This is a genomic window from Mesorhizobium atlanticum (assembly GCF_003289965.1).
Lineage (GTDB): Bacteria > Pseudomonadota > Alphaproteobacteria > Rhizobiales > Rhizobiaceae > Mesorhizobium > Mesorhizobium atlanticum.
Map to the genome: position 1 here is coordinate 150,419 of NZ_QMBQ01000004.1, position 20,429 is coordinate 170,847.

General features: G+C 63.7%; 20 protein-coding genes. 2 read left to right on the top strand and 18 right to left on the bottom strand.

Features of this window, described 5'->3' with window-relative positions; genetic code table 11:
- Positions 1-8: 8 nt before the first annotated feature.
- The gene (gene fabI, locus DPM35_RS14410; protein WP_112127956.1) at positions 9-821 is read left to right on the top strand and encodes an enoyl-ACP reductase FabI; all 813 of its coding nucleotides are present in this window, start codon (positions 9-11) and stop codon (positions 819-821) included.
- A gap of 102 nt (positions 822-923) precedes the next feature.
- A complete protein-coding gene (locus DPM35_RS14415) occupies positions 924-2,477 on the top strand; it encodes a putative bifunctional diguanylate cyclase/phosphodiesterase (protein ID WP_112127957.1) in 1,554 nt (517 codons plus the stop codon).
- A 20-nt stretch (positions 2,478-2,497) separates the two neighbouring features.
- On the opposite strand, the gene DPM35_RS14420 is transcribed toward DPM35_RS14415, so the two are convergent.
- The 18 genes from DPM35_RS14420 to lnt form a co-directional block, all read right to left on the bottom strand.
- Positions 2,498-3,505 (bottom strand): class I SAM-dependent methyltransferase, encoded by a 1,008-nt coding sequence (locus tag DPM35_RS14420; RefSeq protein ID WP_112127958.1) that lies wholly within the window; start codon positions 3,503-3,505, stop codon positions 2,498-2,500.
- Between the two features lie 70 nt (positions 3,506-3,575).
- Positions 3,576-5,726 (bottom strand): polyribonucleotide nucleotidyltransferase, encoded by a 2,151-nt coding sequence (pnp, locus tag DPM35_RS14425; protein WP_112127959.1) that lies wholly within the window; start codon positions 5,724-5,726, stop codon positions 3,576-3,578.
- A 366-nt stretch (positions 5,727-6,092) separates the two neighbouring features.
- A complete protein-coding gene (rpsO, locus tag DPM35_RS14430; protein WP_042647108.1) occupies positions 6,093-6,362 on the bottom strand; it encodes a 30S ribosomal protein S15 in 270 nt (89 codons plus the stop codon).
- Positions 6,363-6,585: 223 nt separating this feature from the next.
- Positions 6,586-7,674 carry a magnesium/cobalt transporter CorA gene (gene corA, locus DPM35_RS14435; RefSeq protein WP_112127960.1) on the bottom strand — a complete coding sequence of 363 codons (1,089 nt, stop codon included), beginning with the start codon at positions 7,672-7,674 and terminating at the stop codon, positions 6,586-6,588.
- Between the two features lie 122 nt (positions 7,675-7,796).
- On the bottom strand, positions 7,797-8,756 hold the full coding sequence (truB, locus tag DPM35_RS14440; RefSeq protein ID WP_112127961.1) for a tRNA pseudouridine(55) synthase TruB: 960 nt from the start codon (positions 8,754-8,756) through the stop codon (positions 7,797-7,799).
- Positions 8,756-9,172 (bottom strand): 30S ribosome-binding factor RbfA, encoded by a 417-nt coding sequence (rbfA, locus tag DPM35_RS14445; protein WP_112128469.1) that lies wholly within the window; start codon positions 9,170-9,172, stop codon positions 8,756-8,758. Before rbfA ends, truB begins: the two co-directional genes overlap by 1 nt.
- 121 nt (positions 9,173-9,293) lie before the next feature.
- On the bottom strand, positions 9,294-11,876 hold the full coding sequence (infB, locus tag DPM35_RS14450; RefSeq protein WP_112127962.1) for a translation initiation factor IF-2: 2,583 nt from the start codon (positions 11,874-11,876) through the stop codon (positions 9,294-9,296).
- Positions 11,873-12,523 (bottom strand): RNA-binding protein, encoded by a 651-nt coding sequence (locus DPM35_RS14455; RefSeq protein ID WP_112127963.1) that lies wholly within the window; start codon positions 12,521-12,523, stop codon positions 11,873-11,875. The genes infB and DPM35_RS14455 overlap by 4 nt, the downstream gene beginning before the upstream one ends.
- Before the next feature lie 32 nt (positions 12,524-12,555).
- Positions 12,556-14,151 carry a transcription termination factor NusA gene (nusA, locus tag DPM35_RS14460; RefSeq protein ID WP_112127964.1) on the bottom strand — a complete coding sequence of 532 codons (1,596 nt, stop codon included), beginning with the start codon at positions 14,149-14,151 and terminating at the stop codon, positions 12,556-12,558.
- Between the two features lie 46 nt (positions 14,152-14,197).
- Positions 14,198-14,824, bottom strand: coding sequence for a ribosome maturation factor RimP (gene rimP, locus DPM35_RS14465; protein WP_112127965.1), 627 nt, complete (start codon positions 14,822-14,824; stop codon positions 14,198-14,200).
- 155 nt (positions 14,825-14,979) lie between these two features.
- Positions 14,980-15,267, bottom strand: coding sequence for a type II toxin-antitoxin system RelE/ParE family toxin (locus DPM35_RS14470; protein WP_112127966.1), 288 nt, complete (start codon positions 15,265-15,267; stop codon positions 14,980-14,982).
- Positions 15,264-15,509 carry a CopG family ribbon-helix-helix protein gene (locus tag DPM35_RS14475; protein WP_112127967.1) on the bottom strand — a complete coding sequence of 82 codons (246 nt, stop codon included), beginning with the start codon at positions 15,507-15,509 and terminating at the stop codon, positions 15,264-15,266. The genes DPM35_RS14470 and DPM35_RS14475 overlap by 4 nt, the downstream gene beginning before the upstream one ends.
- 133 nt (positions 15,510-15,642) lie before the next feature.
- Positions 15,643-15,789 carry a type II toxin-antitoxin system TacA family antitoxin gene (locus DPM35_RS33305; protein WP_425373361.1) on the bottom strand — a complete coding sequence of 49 codons (147 nt, stop codon included), beginning with the start codon at positions 15,787-15,789 and terminating at the stop codon, positions 15,643-15,645.
- Positions 15,789-15,884 (bottom strand): type II toxin -antitoxin system TacA 1-like antitoxin, encoded by a 96-nt coding sequence (locus DPM35_RS33310; protein WP_425373363.1) that lies wholly within the window; start codon positions 15,882-15,884, stop codon positions 15,789-15,791. Before DPM35_RS33310 ends, DPM35_RS33305 begins: the two co-directional genes overlap by 1 nt.
- A gap of 91 nt (positions 15,885-15,975) precedes the next feature.
- Entirely contained in the window at positions 15,976-16,686 is a 711-nt protein-coding gene (gene trmB, locus DPM35_RS14485; RefSeq protein ID WP_112127968.1) for a tRNA (guanine(46)-N(7))-methyltransferase TrmB, read from the bottom strand.
- Entirely contained in the window at positions 16,683-17,948 is a 1,266-nt protein-coding gene (gene metK, locus DPM35_RS14490; RefSeq protein ID WP_112127969.1) for a methionine adenosyltransferase, read from the bottom strand. Before metK ends, trmB begins: the two co-directional genes overlap by 4 nt.
- Positions 17,949-18,114: 166 nt before the next feature.
- Positions 18,115-18,537 (bottom strand): helix-turn-helix domain-containing protein, encoded by a 423-nt coding sequence (locus DPM35_RS14495; protein ID WP_040985949.1) that lies wholly within the window; start codon positions 18,535-18,537, stop codon positions 18,115-18,117.
- Between the two features lie 140 nt (positions 18,538-18,677).
- Positions 18,678-20,264 (bottom strand): apolipoprotein N-acyltransferase, encoded by a 1,587-nt coding sequence (gene lnt / locus DPM35_RS14500; protein ID WP_112127970.1) that lies wholly within the window; start codon positions 20,262-20,264, stop codon positions 18,678-18,680.
- Positions 20,265-20,429 lie beyond the last annotated feature (165 nt).

Consider the following 20,429-nt stretch of genomic DNA (forward strand, 5'->3'; position numbering starts at 1 on the left):
TGCCGGACATGGAAGGGTTGATGAAGGGCAAGCGCGGGCTTGTCATGGGGGTCGCCAACGATCATTCGATCGCCTGGGGCATCGCCAAGAAATTGTCCGAGCACGGGGCGGAGCTGGCCTTCACCTACCAGGGCGACGCCTTCGGGCGTCGGGTCAAGCCGCTGGCCGAGAAGGTGGGGGCCTCTCTGATCGTGCCATGCGATGTCGAGGACAGCGCCTCGGTCACCGCGACCTTCGAAACCCTCGGCAAGGCCTGGGGCGGGCTGGATTTCGTGGTGCATGCCATCGGCTTTTCCGACAAGAACGAGCTCAAGGGCCTCTACGCGGACACCAGCCGCGACAATTTCGTGCGCACCATGGTGATCTCCTGCTATTCCTTCACCGAGGTCGCCCGCAACGCCGCCGCGCTGATGGGCAATGGCGGCTCGATGATCACGCTCACCTATGCCGGGTCGGTGCGGGTGATGCCGAACTACAATGTCATGGGCGTCGCCAAGGCCGGGCTCGAGGCCAGCGTGCGCTACCTTGCCAATGACTACGGGCCGCGCGGCATCCGAGTGAACGGCATCTCGGCCGGACCGGTGCGTACGCTGGCCGGCTCGGGCGTTTCCGACGCCCGCCATATGTTCTCCTATCAACAGCGCAATTCGCCTCTGCGGCGCACCGTGACCCTCGACGAAGTCGGCGGCTCGGCGCTTTACCTGCTCTCCGATCTTTCGTCGGGTGTCACCGGCGAGATCCACTATGTGGATTCCGGCTATCACATCGTTTCGATGCCGTCGCTGGAGGAACTGAAGCAGAACGACGGTGGTCGTGAATAGTTTGCCGTCGCGACAGTAGCCTTCCAGTAAAATTGCATGCATCGGCGGAAACTCATTTTAAGGAGATATCCGTTATAAGACCCCTCAATCCAGGGACCTTGCATGTCTGCAGTCAGCAACCCGAAGCGAACACCGCTGTTCCGGCTGATCACCATCGCCAGCTCCGGCATGGGCAGTTTTATCCTCGGATTGTGGGGAGTGCGGTTCGGCTTCGGCGACGGCATGGCCGGCATGCCGGCCGAGACGATGATAGGCGCCGTCGCCGCGCTGTGCGCGCTTGCCGCCGGCGGTGCAGCGATGTCGTTCTTCGCCGGCGTCGATGAATCGGTGGCCTATGTCGTCAAGGAAACCCATTTCGACAAGCTCACCGGCCTTTTGTCGCGCCAGGCCATGGTCGGCAAGATAGCCGATGCCGCCTCGGAGACGATCCGAACCGGCGAGCCGGTGTTCCTGATCGACATCGACATCGATCGCTTCAAACAGATCAACGACGCCATCGGCTACAGCCATGGCGACGAGCTTGTCCGCGCCTTCACCAGCAGGCTGAGGGAGAGCATGCCGAAGGATGCGGTGATCGGGCGCATCGGCGCCGGCGAGTTCGGCGTGCTGCTGCCGGACCGCGACATCCGTGGTTCGATCGAGCGGCTGATCGAAAAATTCATCAACGAGATGATGGAGCCTTATCAGCTGCAGACCCACCTGCAGTCGGTCAGCCTGTCGGTAGGCATCGTGGCGATGCCGAAGGACGGCGTCGACCCGGTGGTGATCCTGCGCCGTTCGAACCTTGCGCTGCAGAATGCGCGGTCCAGCGGCGTCGGCAACTGGTCTGTCTTCCAGGCCGACATGGGCCGCGTGGCCGATTATCGGCAATGGATCGAGGCTGAGCTGAAGACCGCTTTCGACCGCGGCGACTTCAGCCTCCACTACCAGCCGCAGCTCAATCTGCCGAGCGGTCGTGTCGTCGGCTACGAGGCGCTGATCCGCTGGAAGCATCCCGAGCGCGGCATGATCCCGCCGATGGAGTTCATTCCGATCGCCGAGGAAACCGGCATGATCAACCCGATCGGCGAATGGGTGCTGCGCAAGGCCTGCAGCGACGCCGCGCACCTGCCGCAGGACTGCTTCGTCGCCGTCAACATCTCGCCGGTCCAGTTCATGACCAGGGATTTCGTCGGCATCGTGCGCGAGGTGATGGAATCGACCGGCATCAAGCCGTCGCGGCTGGAGCTCGAGGTCACCGAGACGGCGATGATGCAGGATCGCGACCGCGCCGCCGCGATCCTGAAGCAGCTTGCCGAGATGGGGATTTCGGTGGCCGTCGACGATTTCGGCACCGGCTATTCCAATTTGAGCTACCTGATCGACTTCTCCTTCGGCAAGCTGAAGATCGACCGTTCCTTCGTCAGCCGCATCGACACCGACTCCAGTTCCGGCGCGATCGTCTCGACCATTGTCGGCCTGTCGCGGGCACTGGGCGTCGGCATTATCGCCGAGGGCGTGGAGACCGAGAACCAGGCCACGCTGCTCAGGGCAGCTGGCTGCGAGGTGGTGCAGGGCTATCTGTTCGGCCGGCCGGCGCCGCTCACTGACGAGCTCGGCGAGGCGCGGTCCGCTTTCGCCGCGCGCGAGCCGGCACGGATCGTCAGCTTGCAGTAAACTGCCACCCAACAGGCATTTCAGCGGCGCGCCGAAAACACTTTGAACATGCCGTCGCGCGCAATCTCGACATGGCTGGCGAAGGCCGCCGAAAGCACCTGTTCGTAAGGAAGCTGGCGGTTGGCGACCATGAACAGGCGGCCACCCGGCTTCAGCACCTTCGACGCCGCGCGGATGATGCCGGCACCGATGCCGGGCTCGGCGGCGCGGCCGCTGTGGAAAGGCGGATTCATGACGATTGCGTCGTAGCGCCGCTCGACCGCTTCGGTGAGAAGATCGATCCAGAAAAAGCGCGGCTCGATGGCGCCATGGACGTTCAGCCTGGCTGCTTCCAGGGCCTCGAAGTCCGCCTCGTAGAGATCAAGCGCGGTAAGGCCGTGCGAGCGCTGCAGAACCTCCGCCGCCAGATAGCCCCAGCCCGCGCAGAAATCAGCGACATTGCCTTTGAGATCATCAGGCAGGCTGGCGGCCAACAGTTTCGAACCGGCATCGATCCGATCAAAGGAGAACATGCCAGGCGTGGTTTTGAAGCGCCCTTCGACGATCAGGTCCGGGTTGCCGGCGCGCAGCGTCGCGGCTGCTTCCGTGCCGGTCCGCCGGAACCAGAAGGCAACGCCGTGATGCTTCGGCAGGTGGCCTTCGAGCGGCGCCAGCGCATTGATCCGCTTGCGCAAGCTGTCGATGCCGTCATCCTTGCCACCTGCCACGGCGATCAGCCCGCCCGGCTCGACACGCTCGAGTGCTTCGGCGATGCGCAACTCATTCTGGCCCCGATGGCGACTGGCGAGCACGAGAGCCATGTCGTAGCCTTGGCCTTCCACTCGCGGCGTGACCGTGTAGCCGGACGCCTGCAAGGCGCGAAAATGCGGCCGAAAACCTTGCACGAGATGCAGTGCCGCCTCGAAACCCTCGGGCAAGCGGAAGCCGGGCTCGGCGCCCAGAAAAAGAACGCGGGCATCCTCTCGCGGCAGAGGCAGCGCCTCGGCCTCGAACGGGTAGAACAGCGTCTTCAGCGGCTCGGCGGCCATTCATGCACCCTCGAAACAAAACGGGCGCGACCTTGCGGCGCGCCCGTCTTAAACTATCCAGCCGAACCGATCAGGCGGCGTCTTCCTCGCCTTCGGCCTTCTTCTTCTCCTGGACGATTTCCTTGCCGGTCGCCTGGTCGACGACCTTCATCGACAGGCGAACCTTGCCGCGCTCGTCGAAGCCCATCAACTTGACCCAAACCTTGTCGCCTTCCTTGACGACATCGGAGGTCTTGGCGACGCGCTCATTGGCGAGCTGCGAGATGTGGACGAGACCGTCACGCGGGCCGAAGAAGTTGACGAACGCGCCGAAGTCGGCCGTCTTGACGACGGTGCCTTCGTAGATCTCACCGACTTCCGGCTCGGCGACGATGGTGTGGATCCACTTCTTCGCCGCCTCGATCTCCTTGGCGTTGGCCGAAGCGATCTTGACCGTGCCGTCGTCTTCGATGTTGATCTTAGCGCCGGTCTTCTCGACGATCTCGCGGATCACCTTGCCGCCGGAGCCGATGACGTCGCGGATCTTGTCGGTCGGGATATGCATGACCTCGATGCGCGGCGCGAACTCGCCGAGCTCGGCGCGGGCGCCGGAGATCGCATGCGCCATCTCTCCCAGGATGTGCAGGCGGCCGTCCTTGGCCTGGGCAAGCGCGATGCCCATGATCTCCTCGGTGATGCCGTCGATCTTGATGTCCATCTGCAGCGAGGTGACGCCATTGGCGGTGCCGGCGACCTTGAAGTCCATGTCGCCGAGATGGTCCTCGTCGCCGAGGATGTCGGAGAGCACAGCGAAGCGCTCGCCTTCCTTGATCAGGCCCATGGCGATACCGGCGACCGGCTTTGCCAGCGGCACGCCCGCGTCCATCAGCGCCAGTGAAGTGCCGCACACGGTCGCCATCGAGGACGAACCGTTGGATTCGGTGATCTCCGAGACGACACGCAGCGTGTAGGGAAACTGTTCCGCCGAAGGCAGCATCGGATGGATCGCACGCCAGGCCAGCTTGCCGTGGCCGATTTCGCGACGGCCCGGCGAGCCCATGCGGCCGGTCTCGCCGACCGAGTAGGGCGGGAAGTTGTAGTGGAGAAGGAACTTCTCCTTGTACATGCCGGTCAGCGAATCGACGAACTGCTCGTCCTCGCCGGTGCCGAGCGTGGCGACCACCAGCGCCTGGGTCTCGCCGCGGGTGAACAGCGCCGAGCCATGGGTGCGCGGCAGGACGCCGACTTCGGACACGATCTTGCGCACGGTCTTGAGATCGCGGCCGTCGATGCGCGAGCCGGTGTCGAGGATGTTCCAGCGCACGACCTTGGCCTGGAGTTCCTTGAAGACGCTGCCGATCTGCTCGGAGGTGTACTTGGCTTCCTCGCCCTCGGCCGGGGCGAAGGCGGCCTTGACCTTGGCCTTGACGGCGTCGACCGCCGCATAGCGCGACTGCTTGTCGGTGATCTTGTAGGCCTCGCGAAGCTCGTCGCCGACAACCTTCAGCATCTCGGCTTCAAGCGCGGAATAATCCGGCGCGGTGAAGTCGCGCGGCTCCTTGGCGGCGACCTCGGCCAGCTTGATGATGGCATCGATGACCGGCTGGAAGCTCTTGTGGCCGAAAACGACGGCGCCGAGCATCAGGTCCTCGGAGAGTTCCTTGGCCTCGGACTCGACCATCAGCACGGCGTCGGCGGTGCCGGCGACGACGAGGTCGAGCTTGGATTCCTCCATCTCGTCGATATGCGGGTTGAGCACATATTCGCCGTTGATGTAGCCGACGCGGGCGCCGCCGATCGGACCCATGAAGGGCACGCCCGAAAGCGTGAGCGCGGCGGAGGTGGCGACGATCGACAGGATGTCCGGATCGTTCTCAAGGTCATGCTGGACGACCGTGACGACGATCTGGGTGTCGTTCTTGTAGCCGTCGGCGAAGAGCGGGCGGATCGGGCGATCGATCAGGCGCGAAACCAGCGTTTCCTTTTCGCTCGGACGGCCCTCGCGCTTGAAATAGCCGCCCGGGATCTTGCCGGCGGCATAGGTCTTTTCCTGGTAGTTGACGGTGAGCGGGAAGAAATCGAGGCCGGGCTTCGGCTCTTTCATCGAGACGACGGTGGCCAGAACCACGGTCTCGCCATAGGTGGCCAGCACCGCGCCGTCAGCCTGGCGCGCGATCTTGCCGGTTTCCAGAATGAGCGGACGGCCGCCCCATTCGATTTCCACTTTGTGCTGATTGAACATATCTTGTCCTTCATATGCGGAAAGGGCCGCACCGTCCAAACGGTCGCGGGTTCTCCCTTCCCTGGCTTCCTTCGGGCAGCCACGGGCAAGACAACGGGAAGCTCGATAAAGTCCGGCTCAGAGCCGAGCGAGCATCCTGCAATCCTGCCCCATGACCGTCCATGGGCGGTTCCGGATAGCCCTCTGCAGTCCGGAACCCGGTTGGCCGATTGGTCCCGGCCGACCCTGCGCATGACGCCGGAAATCCTGTTTCCGGAACGCGCCATGCGCGCAGGCGAATTTCCTTTTCAGCATTGCGGCACCGGACCATCCGATGCGCCAATGCGCGACCGGCGGGCCCCCTTGGAGAGCCCGCCGGTCAATTGGTCAGCGACGGAGACCGAGCTTGTCGATCAGCGTCTGGTAGCGCGCATCATCCTTGCGCTTGAGATAGTCAAGCAGGCTGCGGCGCTGGGAAACCAGAGCAAGCAGGCCACGGCGGGAATGGTTGTCCTTCTTGTGGTCCTTGAAGTGCTCGGTCAGGTTCTTGATGCGCTCGGAAAGAATGGCAACCTGGACTTCCGGAGATCCGGTATCGCCTTTCGCGGTCGCGAATTCGGTCATCAGTTCTTTCTTGCGCTCGGCAGTAATCGACATCGTGCTTTTCCTTATCTGTTGGAGGAAACGGGACGCCCACAGCCGGGATGTCGTCCAGCAGGGGCCAGTGCAAGCGACGCGTCAGGGCGCGAAGCTGCGGCGCATATAGTGCAATTCCGGAAAAAACACCAGCCCAATTGTCAAGCCGGCTTGTCGCAGGTTCCGGCCGCGAAACCGGGAGAATTCAAAGGCTAATGCATGTCGCCCAGAAAGTGTGCAGGGGTTAGAGCCACTTCTTCCATTTGAAAAACGCGATCAAACCGACCGCGATGATCGCCATGAACATAAGCGAGGCCGGATAGCCGTAATAGGCCTTCAGCTCGGGCATGTTCCAGGGCGAGCTTTCCGGATCGAAATTCATACCCCAGACGCCGACCAGGAAGGTCAGCGGCATGAAGATCACCGAGACGATCGTCAGATAGGAAATGACGTCGTTGGTGCGGGCCTGGGTCAGCGAGAGATGCATCTCGATCAGGCCGGTGAGCATGTCGCGCTGGTTCTCGACCAGCTCGATCAGCCGCAGCGAATGGTCGAGCGTGTCGTTGAAGAAGATCTTGGTTTCGGCCTTCACGAAAGGCACGTCGTTGCGGATCAGCGTCGCCAGCGCGTCACGCATCGGCCACAGCACGCCCTTGAGCACGCCGGCGTCACGCCTGAGTTCATGCAGCTGCCGCATCTGATGCTTGTGCGGCTTGTTCAGCATCTCGTCCTCGATGCCGTCGACCAATTCGCTCGCCGCCTCGATCGGCGGGAAATAGCTGTCGACGATGGCATCGATCAGCGCATAAGCAAGATAGTCGGCGCCGCGCGAGCGCAGCCGGTTCGGCATCGCGGCCGCGATGCGCTTGCGCACCGGATCGAACGGATCGCCCTCGCGTTCCTGGAAGGTGACGACGAAATTCCGGCCGAAGAACAGCGCGATCTGCTCGTAGCGATGCGAGGTGACATCGTCGATCATGCGCATGACGACGAAGGCATGGTCTTCGAAGAAATCCACCTTGGGCCGCTGGCCGGTGTTGACGACATCCTCCAGCGCCAGCGGGTGGAGGTTGAAGATACGGCCGATCTCCTCGATCAGCGGAATGTTGGCAAGCCCCGTGCAGTCCAGCCAGACGACAGGCCATTTCTGGCAATGGGTGTTGAGGTCGTCGATCGAGGCATTGTCGATGGTCTCGTATTTCTGCGGCGAGATCAATGTCAGCCGAAGCTCGCTGCGCCGTGCCGCCGGATCGGCGATCAGCGTGCCGGGCGACGCCCCGACCGGCGGCCGGCGGGTTCTCAGCGGCGCCCTCTTGTTGCCTGTATCAGCCATGTTCTTCCTGGGGCCATGAGCTCCCCGGGCTTCCGCGCTCGGCCGAGATTAGAGCATTCCAGGACAAGCGCGCAGCGGTTTTCCGTTCGGAATTGGATAAATAACAGACACTTGCACCGGATTCACCCGGCAAAGACCCGCTTGGGCTTGAACATGCCCTGCTCGATGGCACCAATGGCGACGAGCCTGCCGCGCGCGGTGGCGCAGGCCTCCTCCGCCTCGACCGGCGCATCGCGGCCGCGAATGATGACGGGATTGCCCAGCCGGATCTTCGTCGCCGCGTCGTCGCTGACCGCGACCTGCGGCAGGCAATCGAGCGCCGCCGCCGTTTCGACCAGCAGCGCGTCGATGGCGCTGAAATCGGCCGGCGCCTCGGCCTCGTCCGGACTTTCTTCGGCCTTGCCGCCAAAACGGGCCGCTTCCAGTTCGGCAACCGTGACGAAATCGTCCGGCGTGAACGGCTCGACCTCGACGCGGCGCAATTCAGCGATATGGCCGAAGCAGCCGAGATCGCGGCCCATGTCGCGCGCGAGCGAGCGCACATAGGTGCCCTTGCCGCACTCGACCTCGAAGACGGTCTTGTCGGCGTGGTGCTCGACGATATCCAGGCGGCCGATTTCGATTTCCCGCGCGGGTATCTCGACCGTCTCGCCGTCGCGAGCGAGATCGTAGGCGCGTTCGCCGGCGATCTTGATGGCCGAGAATTGCGGCGGCGTCTGCATGATGACGCCGGTGTATTTCGGCAGCAGCGCCCGCAACTCGGCCTGGGCCGGGCGGCGGTCGGAGCTGTTGGTCACCGGGCCTTCGAGGTCGTCGGTCGAGCGCTCCTCGCCCCAGGCGACGGTGAAGCGGTAGACCTTGGCGCCGTCCTGCACATAAGGGACGGTCTTGGTCGCCTCGCCAAGCGCGATCGGCAGCATGCCGGAAGCGAGCGGATCGAGCGTGCCGGCATGGCCGGCCTTCTCGGCCTGGAACAGCCATTTGACTTTGGAAACGGCCTCGGTCGAGCCCATGCCGACCGGCTTGTCCAGCACCACCCAGCCGGAGACCGGCCGTCCCTTCTTCTTGCCGCGGCGCGCCACTATTCCTCGTCCTTGTCGTTGTTCTTGCCGTCGCCGAGATCGCGCGCGACTTCGGGCGATTTCAGCAGTTCATTGATCTTCGCGAAATTGTCGAAGGAGGTATCGAGCCGGAAACGGAACTCCGGCATATACTTCATCTGCCTCAACGCGCCCGAAACACGGCCGCGGATGAACTTCGCATGTTTGTTGAGCGCCTCGACCACGGCATTGTCGTCACCCGCGCCAAGCGGCGAGACGAAGGCGGTGGCGATCTTGAGATCGGGCGACATGCGCACCTCGGAGACCGAGACGACGCTGTTCTCGATCACCGGATCGATGATCTCGCCGCGCTGCAAGGTTTCGGAAAGGGCATGGCGCACCTGCTCGCCGACGCGCAGCATGCGCTGGGAGGGGCCTGACGTTGTCGAACGTGACATTTCTTCGGTCCTGAAATCGTGGAGCGCGGGATGGGACCACGCCGCATGTCTCAAATGCATGAGCGGTCTGGGCGGCAGCCTTGCGGCCGCCGCCCGTTTCATTTCGGCAAGTATACCCGAATTAGAGCGTCCTGCTCACCATCTCGACGCGGAAGCATTCGATGACGTCGCCGACGCGCATGTCCTCGTAGTTCTGGAAGGCCATGCCGCACTCCTGGCCAGCCGGCACTTCCGCAACCTCGTCCTTGAAGCGCTTGAGCGTCTTCAACGTGCCTTCATGGACGACGACGTTGTCGCGGATCAGGCGCACGCCTGCACCACGCTCGACCTTGCCTTCGGTGACGCGGCAGCCGGCAATCTTGCCGACCTTCGAGATATCGAAGATCTCGAGTATCTCGGCGTTGCCGATGAAGGTCTCGCGCCGCTCCGGCGAAAGCATGCCGGAAAGGGCGGCCTTCACGTCGTCGACGAGGTTGTAGATGATCGAGTAGTAGCGGATCTCGATGCCCGCGGCAGCTGCCGCGGTGCGCGCCTGCGCGTTGGCACGGACGTTGAAGCCGATGATCGCGGCACCCGATGTCTCGGCCAGCGAGACGTCGCTCTCGGTGATGCCGCCAGCGCCCGAATGGACGATCCGCACCCTGACCTCGTCGTTGCCGAGCTTTTCGAGAGCGGCGTTGATCGCCTCGATGGAGCCCTGCACGTCGCCCTTGATGACCAGCGGAAACTCCTTCAGTCCGCTCGTCTGCAACTGCGACATCATCTGTTCGAGCGAGCCGCGCTGGCCGGCATGCTTGGCCACCGCCTTGTCGCGCGCCAGGCGCTGACGGTATTCGGTGATCTCGCGGGCGCGGGCCTCATTGTTGACGACGGCGAAACGGTCGCCGGCCTGCGGCGTGCCCTGAAGGCCGAGCACCTCGACCGGCATCGCCGGCGGGGCTTCCGGCACGTGCTCGCCGCGGTCGTCGACAAGCGCGCGCACACGGCCCCACTCGTTGCCGGCGACAATGATGTCGCCCGGCATCAGGGTGCCGGTCTGCACCAGAACGGTGGCGACCGGACCACGGCCCTTGTCGAGCTTGGCTTCGATCACCGCGCCTTCGGCGGTGCGGTCAGGATTGGCCTTGAGGTCGAGAACTTCGGCCTGCAGCAGGATCGCTTCGAGCAGTTTGTCGAGATTGGTGCCCTTGGTCGCCGAAACCTCGACGTCCAGCACCTCGCCGCCCATCGATTCCACGAACACCTCGTGGCGCAGCAGTTCGGTCCGCACCTTCTGCGGATCGGCGTCGCGCTTGTCGATCTTATTGATCGCCACGATGATCGGCACGCCGGCCGCCTTGGCGTGATTGATCGATTCGATCGTCTGCGGCATCACGCTGTCGTCCGCCGCCACCACCAGCACGGCGATGTCGGTGACCTGGGCGCCGCGGGCGCGCATGGCCGTGAAGGCGGCGTGGCCGGGCGTGTCGATGAAGGTGATCTTCTGACCGTTCTTCTCGATCTGGTAGGCGCCGATATGCTGGGTGATGCCGCCGGCCTCGCCGGAGACGACATTGGCGTTGCGGATGGCGTCGAGCAACGAGGTCTTGCCGTGGTCGACATGGCCCATGATGGTCACGACCGGCGGGCGCGATACCAAGTCCTCCGGACGGTCGGCGATGTTGAACAGGCCTTCCTCGATGTCGGACTCTGCAACGCGGCGGACCGTGTGGCCAAATTCGGAAGCCACCAGTTCGGCCGTGTCGGCGTCGATGACGTCGCCCGGCTTCAGGATCTGGCCCTGCTTCATGAAGAACTTGACCACGTCCACGGCGCGCTCGGACATGCGCTGCGCCAGTTCCTGGATGGTGATGGTTTCGGGCAGGATCACTTCGCGCATGACTTTCTCGCGCGGCTCATTATGGAGCGCGCGTTTGAATTTTTCCTGGCGGCGGCGCATCGACGACAGCGAGCGACCGCGCGCATCGTCATCCGAGAGCGCCGAATTCAGCGTCAGCTTGCCACGGCGGCGATCTTCCTCGCCCTTGGTCGGCTTGGCCGGACGGGCTACTTCCGGGGTCGCGAGACGGCGCGGCGGCGCGCTGGCTCCGCCACCGGCACCGGTGCGCCTCGGCTTGACCTCTTCCTCGTCGTCGGCCGTAGCGACATCGGCTGCCTGCGGCGCGCGACGGCGAGCCTCTTCCTCGGCACGACGCCGCGACTCGGCCTCGGCCTGCAGGCGCGCTTCTTCCTCCGCCTGACGGCGCGCGGATTCGTCGCGCTCGCGCTTGCGGCGTTCCTCTTCCTCGGCGCGGCGCTTGGCATCCTCCTGGGCGCGCAGGCGATCCTCGGCCTCGCGGGCCTTGGAGCCTTCCAGCGCCCTGCGGCGCGCTTCCATCTCGCCGCGTGACAGCTCGTTCAGGACCATGCCCGAACGCTCAGGCTGCGGAGGCGGCGCCTTCGGCGCTTCCTGCACGACAGGCGCGGCGGCGACAGGGGCGGCCGCGGCGGGCTTCGGCGTGAACACGGACGGCGCCACCGGCTCCGGCTTGTCGCCGGGCAGCGAGAACTTGCGCTTCTTGGTCTCGACGACGACCGACTTGGTGCGGCCGTGCGAGAAATTCTGGCGCACGGTGCCCTGCTCGAGACCGGGGCGCTTCAGCGTCAAGGTCTTCTTCGGCGTAACGCTCAACGTCTTGTCGTCGCCCGATTTCGTATCGTTCATTCCATATCCTCTGCGGCATCATCTTCGTCGGCAACGGCCGCAAGCATTGCCAGATCGTTCGGGGTACCGCCCCGATATCGGTCGAGCGCAACAACGCGCTTCTCAACCGCCAGTCCCGCGTCCTGCGCGAGGACGGCAGCATGTATCACATTTGTACCCCCCAATGCCAAGCTCAACTCGGCCTCGGAGAAAAGTTTGTAGGCAAGAATGGCGGGACCGCCGAGATGGACGGTCGCCCGCCGCGCCTGACTGATCTTGCGGACACCGTCGTCCGACGCCTCTGCCGCATGCAGCACGAACAGCGCCTGCCCGTCTCGCACCGCGCCCTCGACCTTGGCGGCGCCAAGAACGACGGCGCCAGCCTTGCGGGCAAGGCCAAGCATACCCAGAGCGGATCTGGAAAGCAGCCCGTCGACCATGCCGCCGAGATCGACTGGAACGGTCACCTGCGCCTTGAATGCGCGGGCGAACAGGTTCTTCGCCGCTGCCTTCTCGATATGTAGGCGATCGGCGGTGACCCAGCAACCGCGGCCGGGCAGATTTCTCTTGATGTCCGGAACGACGGCCGAATCCGGGCCGACGACGAAGCGGATCAGTTCATCCGCTTCGGCCTGCCTGCGCGTAACGATGCAAGTGCGATCGTTCATCTCGTCCACGGGCTTTGCGATTGGTGGTCACCTCACGCACCGACGGTTTCGCCGGCCGCTGCCTCTTCGGCGGCGAGCTCTTCCTCGGTGATCCAGCCGGCCTTCTTGCGGGCGGCGAGCACCATCTGCTCGGCTTCGGCGCGCGAGACGCCGTGAGCGGCGAGAACGCCCGGATAGACCTTGGTCTCGCCGTCCTTGCGCTCTTTCCAGCCGATCAGGTCGTCGGCGGCATAGCCGGCGAAGTCCTCGATCGTCTTCACGCCGTCCTCGCCAAGCGTCACCATCATGGCGGTGGTGACGCCGGGGATCTCGCGCAACTCGTCCTTGACGCCCAGCGCCTTGCGCTTTTCGTCATGCTCGGCCTCGATCTTCTCCAGATATTCACGGGCGCGGGTCTGGATTTCCGAAGCGGTGTCCTCGTCGAAGCCGTCGATGGAGGAGATTTCGCCCGCGTCGACATAGGCGACTTCCTCGACGCTGGTGAAACCTTCGGAGGCAAGCACCTGGCCGACCATCTCGTCGACATCGAGAGCTTCCATGAACAGCGCCGAACGCTCGACGAATTCCTTCTGGCGGCGCTCGCTCTCTTCCTGCTCGGTCAGGATGTCGATATCCCAGCCGGTGAGCTGCGAGGCCAGGCGCACGTTCTGGCCGCGGCGGCCGATGGCCAGCGACAGCTGGTCGTCCGGCACCACCACCTCGATGCGCTCGGCATCCTCGTCGAGCACCACCTTGGCGACCTCGGCCGGCTGCAGCGCGTTGACGATGAAGGAAGCGGCCGAAGGCGACCACGGAATGATGTCGATCTTCTCGCCCTGCAATTCGCCGACCACCGCCTGGACGCGGCTGCCGCGCATACCGACGCAGGCGCCGACCGGATCGATCGAGGAATCGCGCGAGATGACGGCGATCTTGGCGCGCGAGCCGGGATCGCGGGCGACCGACTTGATCTCGATGATGCCGTCGTAGATTTCCGGCACTTCCATGGTGAAGAGCTTGGCCATGAACTGCGGATGGGTGCGCGACAGGAAGATCTGCGGGCCGCGCTGCTCGCGGCGCACGTCGTAGACATAGGCACGAACGCGGTCGCCATACTTATAGTTCTCGCGCGGGATCAGCTCGTCGCGGCGGATGATCGCCTCGCCGCGGCCGAGATCGACGATGACGTTGCCGTATTCGACGCGCTTGACGGTGCCGTTGACGATCTCGCCGATGCGATCCTTGTATTCGTCATACTGGCGATCGCGTTCGGCCTCGCGCACCTTCTGCACGATGACCTGCTTGGCCGACTGGGCGGCGATGCGGCCGAAATCCATCGGCGGCAGCTGCTCGGCGATGAAGTCGCCGAGCTGGGCGTCGGGGTTGCGCTCGCGCGCCGTGGAAAGCGCGATCTGCGTCGCGTAGTCCTCGACCTTCTCGACCACTTCCATCAGCCGCTGCAGCTTCATCTCGCCGGTGTTCGGGTTGATGTCGGCGCGGATGTTGGTCTCCTGGCCGTAACGCGAGCGCGCTGCCTTCTGGATCGCATCGGCCATGGCGGCGATGACGATCGACTTGTCGATCGACTTTTCACGCGCGACCGCATCGGCGATCTGCAGCAGTTCGAGCCTGTTGGCGCTTACAACCATTGTCTTTCTCCCGATTTCGCCTCGGACTTGCAGCCCGGCGGCGCTATCAACTTTCCTGTTCGGTTTCGTTTTCCTCGGCGGCGTCTTCTGCTTCGCCGCGGCGTTTCCTGGCTTCCTTGCGCGCCCGATTGTCCTTCGACAGGGCATCGCGGATGAGATCGTCGGTCAGCACCAGCCGCGCCTCGGCGATCGCGTCATAAGGCACGCGCACCGTCGGTTCCTCGCCATAGGCTGCCTTGTCGCGTTCGATAAGGATGCCATCGGCGTCGGCCTCGGCGATCTTGCCCTTGAAGCGCTTGCGATCGCCGACGAGGACGGACGTCTCCAGCTTGACCAGATGGCCGGTCCAGGTGGTGAAATCCGACTTGCGCACCAGCGGCCGGTCGATACCCGGCGAGGACACTTCGAGATGATACGCCTTTTCGATCGGATCCTCGACATCAAGGGCCGGCGAAACCGCGCGACTGACCTCTTCACAGTCCTCGACGGTCATTGTGCCGTCTTCGCGCTCGGCCATGATCTGCAGCGTCAGCCCGTTCTGGCCGGTCAGTTGCACCCGCACGAGGCGGAAGCCGATGGCCTTGAGCACCGGCTGCACGATCAGCGCAATGCGCGCATCGATGCCGCTTTCGCGGATGATACGGTCGTCGGCCTCGCTTGCCGCTGCAGTCATCGGATCCCTGTCGCTTTTGGCTTCCGGCCGGCAGGTAATAAAAAAGAGCGGGACCGGGTGGACCCACTCTTCGTCATACCGACCAAGAATTTGAGGCTGATATAGACGATTGCCGCCGGTGTTTCAAGTCTGCAGGCAAGGGCTTGCGGCGATGCCTATAATTGTCGCGGCCATCGCTGGGCTGCATGCATCACGGTGAGTATCTCGATCTCGTCGCCGACAACACGGTAGGGAATTATGTATGGGATATCGGCCAAGACCAGCTCTCGTGTCCCTTTCGCCCGCCCGACGCGGCCCATCGCCGGATGTTCGGCAAGATTGTCCACGACAGAAACAATGCGGACAACGACCCGTGCCGCGGCTGTTGGATTGTCCTTTTCGATGAAAGCGCCAATCTGGTCGAGACGGCGCAGCGCGCGCTCTGTCCAGCGGATCCGCTTCATCGCCCGGAGGCCGGTTTGACGTATTTCGCTATGACGCCGGCCAGATCCTTCTCACTTGCAAATTCTCCTCGGTCGGCTTCCTCGAGGCCGGCCTCGATCTCGGCGAGTTGCCATTCTTCCCTGGCAACATAGTCTTCGATCGCCTGAGCCGCGACATAGGAACGAGAGCGATCAACCTTCTCCGCCAGTTGATCGAGCTTGGCCACGGTCTCATCGGGAAGTCGTACGGTGAAGGCACTCATAATCCTGTCTCCGCTCTGGTTCACTATGAATGTGATGGAACCAAGATGGTTCGTCAATGCATGCTTCCCAGTGGAAAATCCGGACACGTCGTGGAACTGCGGCAAGCGGTTTGGGAGCCGATAAGGCCTCGGGTCAGCGCTTTGTGGTGTGGCCGGCTTCCCAGGGAGCGGGCCGCTTGGCCAATTCCACCATATCGGGAACGGGGGCGACCGGGGCCGACAGAACGTCCATGAACTCCGCAAACCCTTCCGGGCTCATGCGGACAAGACGGTTGTCCATCAGCACATCCTCGGCCGCGCGCGCACGGCGGCATCGCGCACGAAATCCGTGCGGGACCGGCCTCGCAGACTGGCGGCGCGATCGACCATCGCCATGTCCGCTTCCGGCAGCCGTATCAAGATCGGGTATTCCTTGCGTTCGTACCGGCAATTCAGCGATTTGTAGCGCTAAATGCACGGCCGCCACCTATCTCCGAATAAAGGTCAGATAAGCCGGCCGCCGTCCCTCGCGTATCGCCTTGGCCTCGTAACGCGTGCCGGGCCAACCCTCATAGGGTCGATGCCAATCCGCGGCCTCTCCAGCCTGCCACTCGAAGGCGCCGTGAGCGCGGCAGGCAAGCAGCGTCCAGTTGACATAGCTGTCGATGTCGGAGGCGAAGCGGAACCTGCCGCCCGGCTTCAGGACGCGGGCGAAGCGGCCGAGATTGGCGGCACCGACGAAGCGGCGCTTCCAGTGCTTCTTCTTCGGCCACGGATCGGGATAAAGCAGGTCGATGCCGTCGAGCGAAGCTGACGGCAGCCAGTCGAGCAGGCGCGTGGCGTCGTCGTCATAGACCCTCAGATTGCCAAGCGGGGCCTTGGCAAGCGCCGTCATCATCTTGGCCATGCCGTTGACGAAGGGCTCGACGCCGATGAAGCCGGTCCCCGGCGCTTCCTTGGCGCGGTGCAGGAGATGCTCGCCGCCGCCAAAGCCGATCTCCAGCTGAAGCGCCGAAACCTCGGCTTTGAACAAGGTCCTTAGATCCGCCGGCACTTCCGCCGTCAGGTCGAGCCGATATTCGCGCAAGCCGCTTTCGAGGGCGATCGCCTGCTGCGGGCGTATGGTCTTGCCGTGCCGGCGGCCGAAGAATCCTTCGGTCGCCCGGCTCGGCCTGTCCTTTGCGTTCGCTGGCGTCAGGCGGCGACGGCGTCCTTGAGCGCCTTGGCGAGATCGGTCTTCTCCCAGGAGAAGGAACCGTCGCGACCGGCCTTGCGGCCGAAATGGCCGTAGGACGAAGTTTTTGCGTAGATCGGCTTGTTGAGGTCGAGGTGACGGCGGATGCCCGACGGTGACAGGTCCATCACCTTGCGCAGCGCCTCTTCAAGCTTCGATTCGTCAACCTTGCCAGTGCCGTGCAGGTCGACATAGACCGACAGCGGCTGGGCGACGCCGATGGCGTAGGAGAGCTGGATGGTGCAGCGGTCGGCGAGCTTGGCTGCCACCACGTTCTTGGCGAGGTAGCGCGCCGCATAGGCCGCCGAACGGTCGACCTTGGTGGTGTCCTTGCCCGAGAAGGCGCCGCCGCCGTGCGGTGCCGCGCCGCCATAGGTGTCGACGATGATCTTGCGGCCGGTGAGGCCGGCATCGCCGTCGGGCCCGCCGATGACGAACTTGCCGGTCGGGTTGATGTACCAGTTGCAGTCCTCGGCGATCTTGAGCTCGCCAAGCGCCTCGCGGATGTAGGGCTCGACGACCTTGCGGACCTTCTTGGAGTCCCAGCTGGCATCGAGGTGCTGGGTGGAGAGCACGATCTGCGTGACTTCCGCAGCCTTGCCGTCGGCATAGCGCACGGTGACCTGGCTCTTGGCATCCGGGCCAAGCTTGCCGGCCTCGCCATTGCCTTCATGGCGCGCGGCGGCAAGCAATTCGAGAATCTTGTGGCTGTAATAGATCGGCGCCGGCATCAGGTCGGGCGTCTCGCGGCAGGCGTAGCCGAACATGATGCCCTGGTCGCCGGCACCTTCCTCGCCCTGGCGGTCGGCGGCATTGTCGACGCCTTGGCCGATATCGGGGGACTGGCCGTGCAGCAGCACATCGATCTTGGCGGTCTTCCAGTGGAAGCCGGACTGCTCGTAGCCGATCTCGCGGATCGCCTTGCGGGCGACCGACTTGAACTTGGTCGGGTTGACCACGGGGTGGCCGGACGCATCCTTGAGGACGTTGCCCGCCTTGTCCTTCTTCAAAAGCGTGTCGGGGACGCGGACCTCGCCGGCGATGACGACGCGGTTGGTGGTGGCCAGCGTTTCGCAGGCGACGCGAACCTTCCACGGGTCCATGCCTGTCTTCTTGGCTTCGCGATAGACCAGATCGACGATTTCGTCGGAGATGCGGTCACAAACTTTGTCGGGATGACCCTCGGAGACGGATTCCGAGGTGAAGAGATAATTCTGCCGCGTCACGGGTGTCCCCTCTTGAAAAAAAATCGGCAGGTTTGCCGATTTTTGGCGCGCCACGTGTTAGCGGTGCCGGGCGCCGCTCGTCAAGCGGCGCGACGGTTCTGGCATGAATGTAGGCAAGGCCGGCTGTGCCACCGGCGGCAGGGCGCCCCGGCGGCACAGGTAAAAATCAATCGGCGTCGTCGGCGGACAACGCCTTCACTAGATCGATGATCCGGCGGCGCACCTTCACGTCGCCGATCTTGACGAAAGCCCGGTTGAGCTGAAGCCCTTCGGGACTGCCACAGAATTCGATGGCGAAGGCCATCGAGGAGTCTTCGGCAAATCCCCGGTTGCCGCCACCGGTCTCCTCGCCCGGGGCATCCTCGAAAAAGAAGGCGACAGGAACGCTCAGGATGGAGGCGATCGCCTGCAGACGGCTGGCGCCAACCCTGTTCGTTCCCTTTTCATACTTCTGGATCTGCTGGAAGGTGATGCCGAGATTTTCACCCAGCTTTTCCTGGCTCATTCCAAGCATATTGCGGCGCAGCCGGATGCGACTCCCGACATGAATGTCGATCGGATTCGGCTTCTTCTTGTTCTCTTCTGTCATTTTTTCCTCGCCGAATTTTTCCGGCTTTTTCTATTTTGTTCCGCCCATATGAAGCCGGAGCCACCTGCCCCAACAGAACCCTCCAACCGACTTCGAGAAAATTTTAGGCGTTACAGTATGAGTTTCTAATGTGCCGACTGTCAATTCGCCCGTAGCCGCTGCCTTACATTCAGTGTGAGGGCCACCAGCGCAAACAGCAACATGATCAGCAATCCGTTAATACGCCGCTGATCGGGAGACAGGAGGGGGCGCCCAGAAACCGGCACATGCGCGTCGATGGCGCCGCGCGCGTTGACGGCAAGCGCATCGATGATGCGCCCGCGCGAATCGACAATTGCGGAGATGCCGTTGTTGGCCGCGCGCAACAGCGGCAATCCATTCTCCACCGCGCGAATCTGGGCCTGCCTGAAGTGCTGATAAGGGCCTGGTGTGTCGCCAAACCAGGCGTCGTTGGTGACGTTCACGATTACGTCAGATGACGCAGAGTCGGCTGCGACGATATCGGGGAAGATCACCTCGTAGCAGATGAATGGCGCGGCGCGCAGGCCACCCGGCAGGCTGATCGGATGCCGCTCGTTGCCGGCGGCGAAATTCATCGGCCCGGCAACGAGTTGGCCTATGCCGAAGCGTTGGAAAAGATCGGCGAAAGGGAGATACTCGCCGAAGGGAACCAGATGCACCTTGTCGACCGCATCGACGATCTCGCCCTTGTCGTTGATCGCCACCACGGAATTGTAGTAGCGGCTGTCGGCATTCGCCGATCCGCCCTCCTCGCGCACGACGCCGGCAATCAGCATCTGGCCGTCGGCCAGCATGTCGCCCAACGCCGTCAGCGCGTCCGGACGCTCCGTGAACAGGAAGGGCACCGACGTTTCTGGCCACAGAATAAGCTGAGGCTTGGCATGACCTTCTTCCGGCGCTTTCCCCGATATCCCCAGCAAAGTCGCGAAGATGCGGTCACGCACCGAGGCGTCCCACTTTTCGCTGAGATCGACCGACGGCTGGACGATGCGAACGTCGATCGAGCGGGCCGGCTTGACCGGGGCCGCTAGCCTGACATAGCCGAAGCCGACATGGCCGGCGACGAGGATGAGGAACACGGCAAGGCCGAGCCTCAGATGCCGGCGCGCCGCGACCAGCGCGGGCAGCGAGAACAGGAAGACCGCGAGCGCGTTCATGCCGATCATGCCGGTCACCGACACGCTCTGCATCAGGAGCGGCACGGGCATCGCCGCGTAGCCGACGGCGTTCCAGGGAAAACCGGTGAAGAGAAAGTCGCGCAACCATTCGGCAAGGCCGAAGCCAAAGGCAAGGGCGGCGATGCGGCCGATATCGCTGCTCCAGAACAGCCGTGCCGCCACGGCGGCAAAGCCATAGAAGAAGGCGAGCGCGAAGGGGATACCGATGACGGCGAAGGGCAAGGCCCAGGCGAAGCTGTCGGCCTCGACCAGAAGCGCCTGGCCGATCCACCAGAGACCGGCCAGGAAATAGCCGAAACCGAACCACCAGCCGGTGGCGAAAGCCGGCCTCAGGCGTCTGAACCAGCCATCGGAAGCCTCGCCAGTGGCGCCGTCGAGCAGCCAGACCAGAACCGGGAACGAGACGAAGCAGACCGCGAAGAAATCGTAAGGCGCCTGGGCAAGCACCGCCAGCGCTCCGGCGGCAAAGGCCACCAGCGCCCGCCGCCACCCCCACAGCAGAATTATCCGGCCGGCAAAGCGCTGCATTCAGCTTCCCAAGTCGCGCGAATCAGGGAGCTAGAGGTTTAACAGGCTGGGCCCGGCGTTCCAAACCCAGATAAGCGCGGCCTGATACACGGTCGCGCTATCGCGGGAACAAGTATCCCGCCACAGCTCCGTGTTTAGCCGCTTTTTTGCAACGCCAAGCGATTC

Bases quoted from the DNA above. Each gene is read 5' to 3' on its own strand.
- rimP (WP_112127965.1), bottom strand. From the start codon at position 14,824: ATGACTGCAGCGGCAAGCGAGGCCGACGACCGTATCATCCGCGAAAGC.
- rpsO (WP_042647108.1), bottom strand. From the start codon at position 6,362: ATGTCGATTACTGCCGAGCGCAAGAAAGAACTGATGACCGAATTCGCG.
- DPM35_RS14495 (WP_040985949.1), bottom strand. From the start codon at position 18,537: ATGACAGAAGAGAACAAGAAGAAGCCGAATCCGATCGACATTCATGTC.
- pnp (WP_112127959.1), bottom strand. From the start codon at position 5,726: ATGTTCAATCAGCACAAAGTGGAAATCGAATGGGGCGGCCGTCCGCTC.
- DPM35_RS33305 (WP_425373361.1), bottom strand. From the start codon at position 15,789: ATGGACAACCGTCTTGTCCGCATGAGCCCGGAAGGGTTTGCGGAGTTC.
- nusA (WP_112127964.1), bottom strand. From the start codon at position 14,151: ATGGTTGTAAGCGCCAACAGGCTCGAACTGCTGCAGATCGCCGATGCG.
- lnt (WP_112127970.1), bottom strand. From the start codon at position 20,264: ATGCAGCGCTTTGCCGGCCGGATAATTCTGCTGTGGGGGTGGCGGCGG.
- corA (WP_112127960.1), bottom strand. From the start codon at position 7,674: ATGGCTGATACAGGCAACAAGAGGGCGCCGCTGAGAACCCGCCGGCCG.
- DPM35_RS14475 (WP_112127967.1), bottom strand. From the start codon at position 15,509: ATGAGTGCCTTCACCGTACGACTTCCCGATGAGACCGTGGCCAAGCTC.
- infB (WP_112127962.1), bottom strand. From the start codon at position 11,876: ATGAACGATACGAAATCGGGCGACGACAAGACGTTGAGCGTTACGCCG.
- DPM35_RS14455 (WP_112127963.1), bottom strand. From the start codon at position 12,523: ATGAACGATCGCACTTGCATCGTTACGCGCAGGCAGGCCGAAGCGGAT.
- DPM35_RS14470 (WP_112127966.1), bottom strand. From the start codon at position 15,267: ATGAAGCGGATCCGCTGGACAGAGCGCGCGCTGCGCCGTCTCGACCAG.
- DPM35_RS14415 (WP_112127957.1), top strand. From the start codon at position 924: ATGTCTGCAGTCAGCAACCCGAAGCGAACACCGCTGTTCCGGCTGATC.
- rbfA (WP_112128469.1), bottom strand. From the start codon at position 9,172: ATGTCACGTTCGACAACGTCAGGCCCCTCCCAGCGCATGCTGCGCGTC.
- fabI (WP_112127956.1), top strand. From the start codon at position 9: ATGGAAGGGTTGATGAAGGGCAAGCGCGGGCTTGTCATGGGGGTCGCC.
- DPM35_RS14420 (WP_112127958.1), bottom strand. From the start codon at position 3,505: ATGGCCGCCGAGCCGCTGAAGACGCTGTTCTACCCGTTCGAGGCCGAG.
- DPM35_RS33310 (WP_425373363.1), bottom strand. From the start codon at position 15,884: ATGGCGATGGTCGATCGCGCCGCCAGTCTGCGAGGCCGGTCCCGCACG.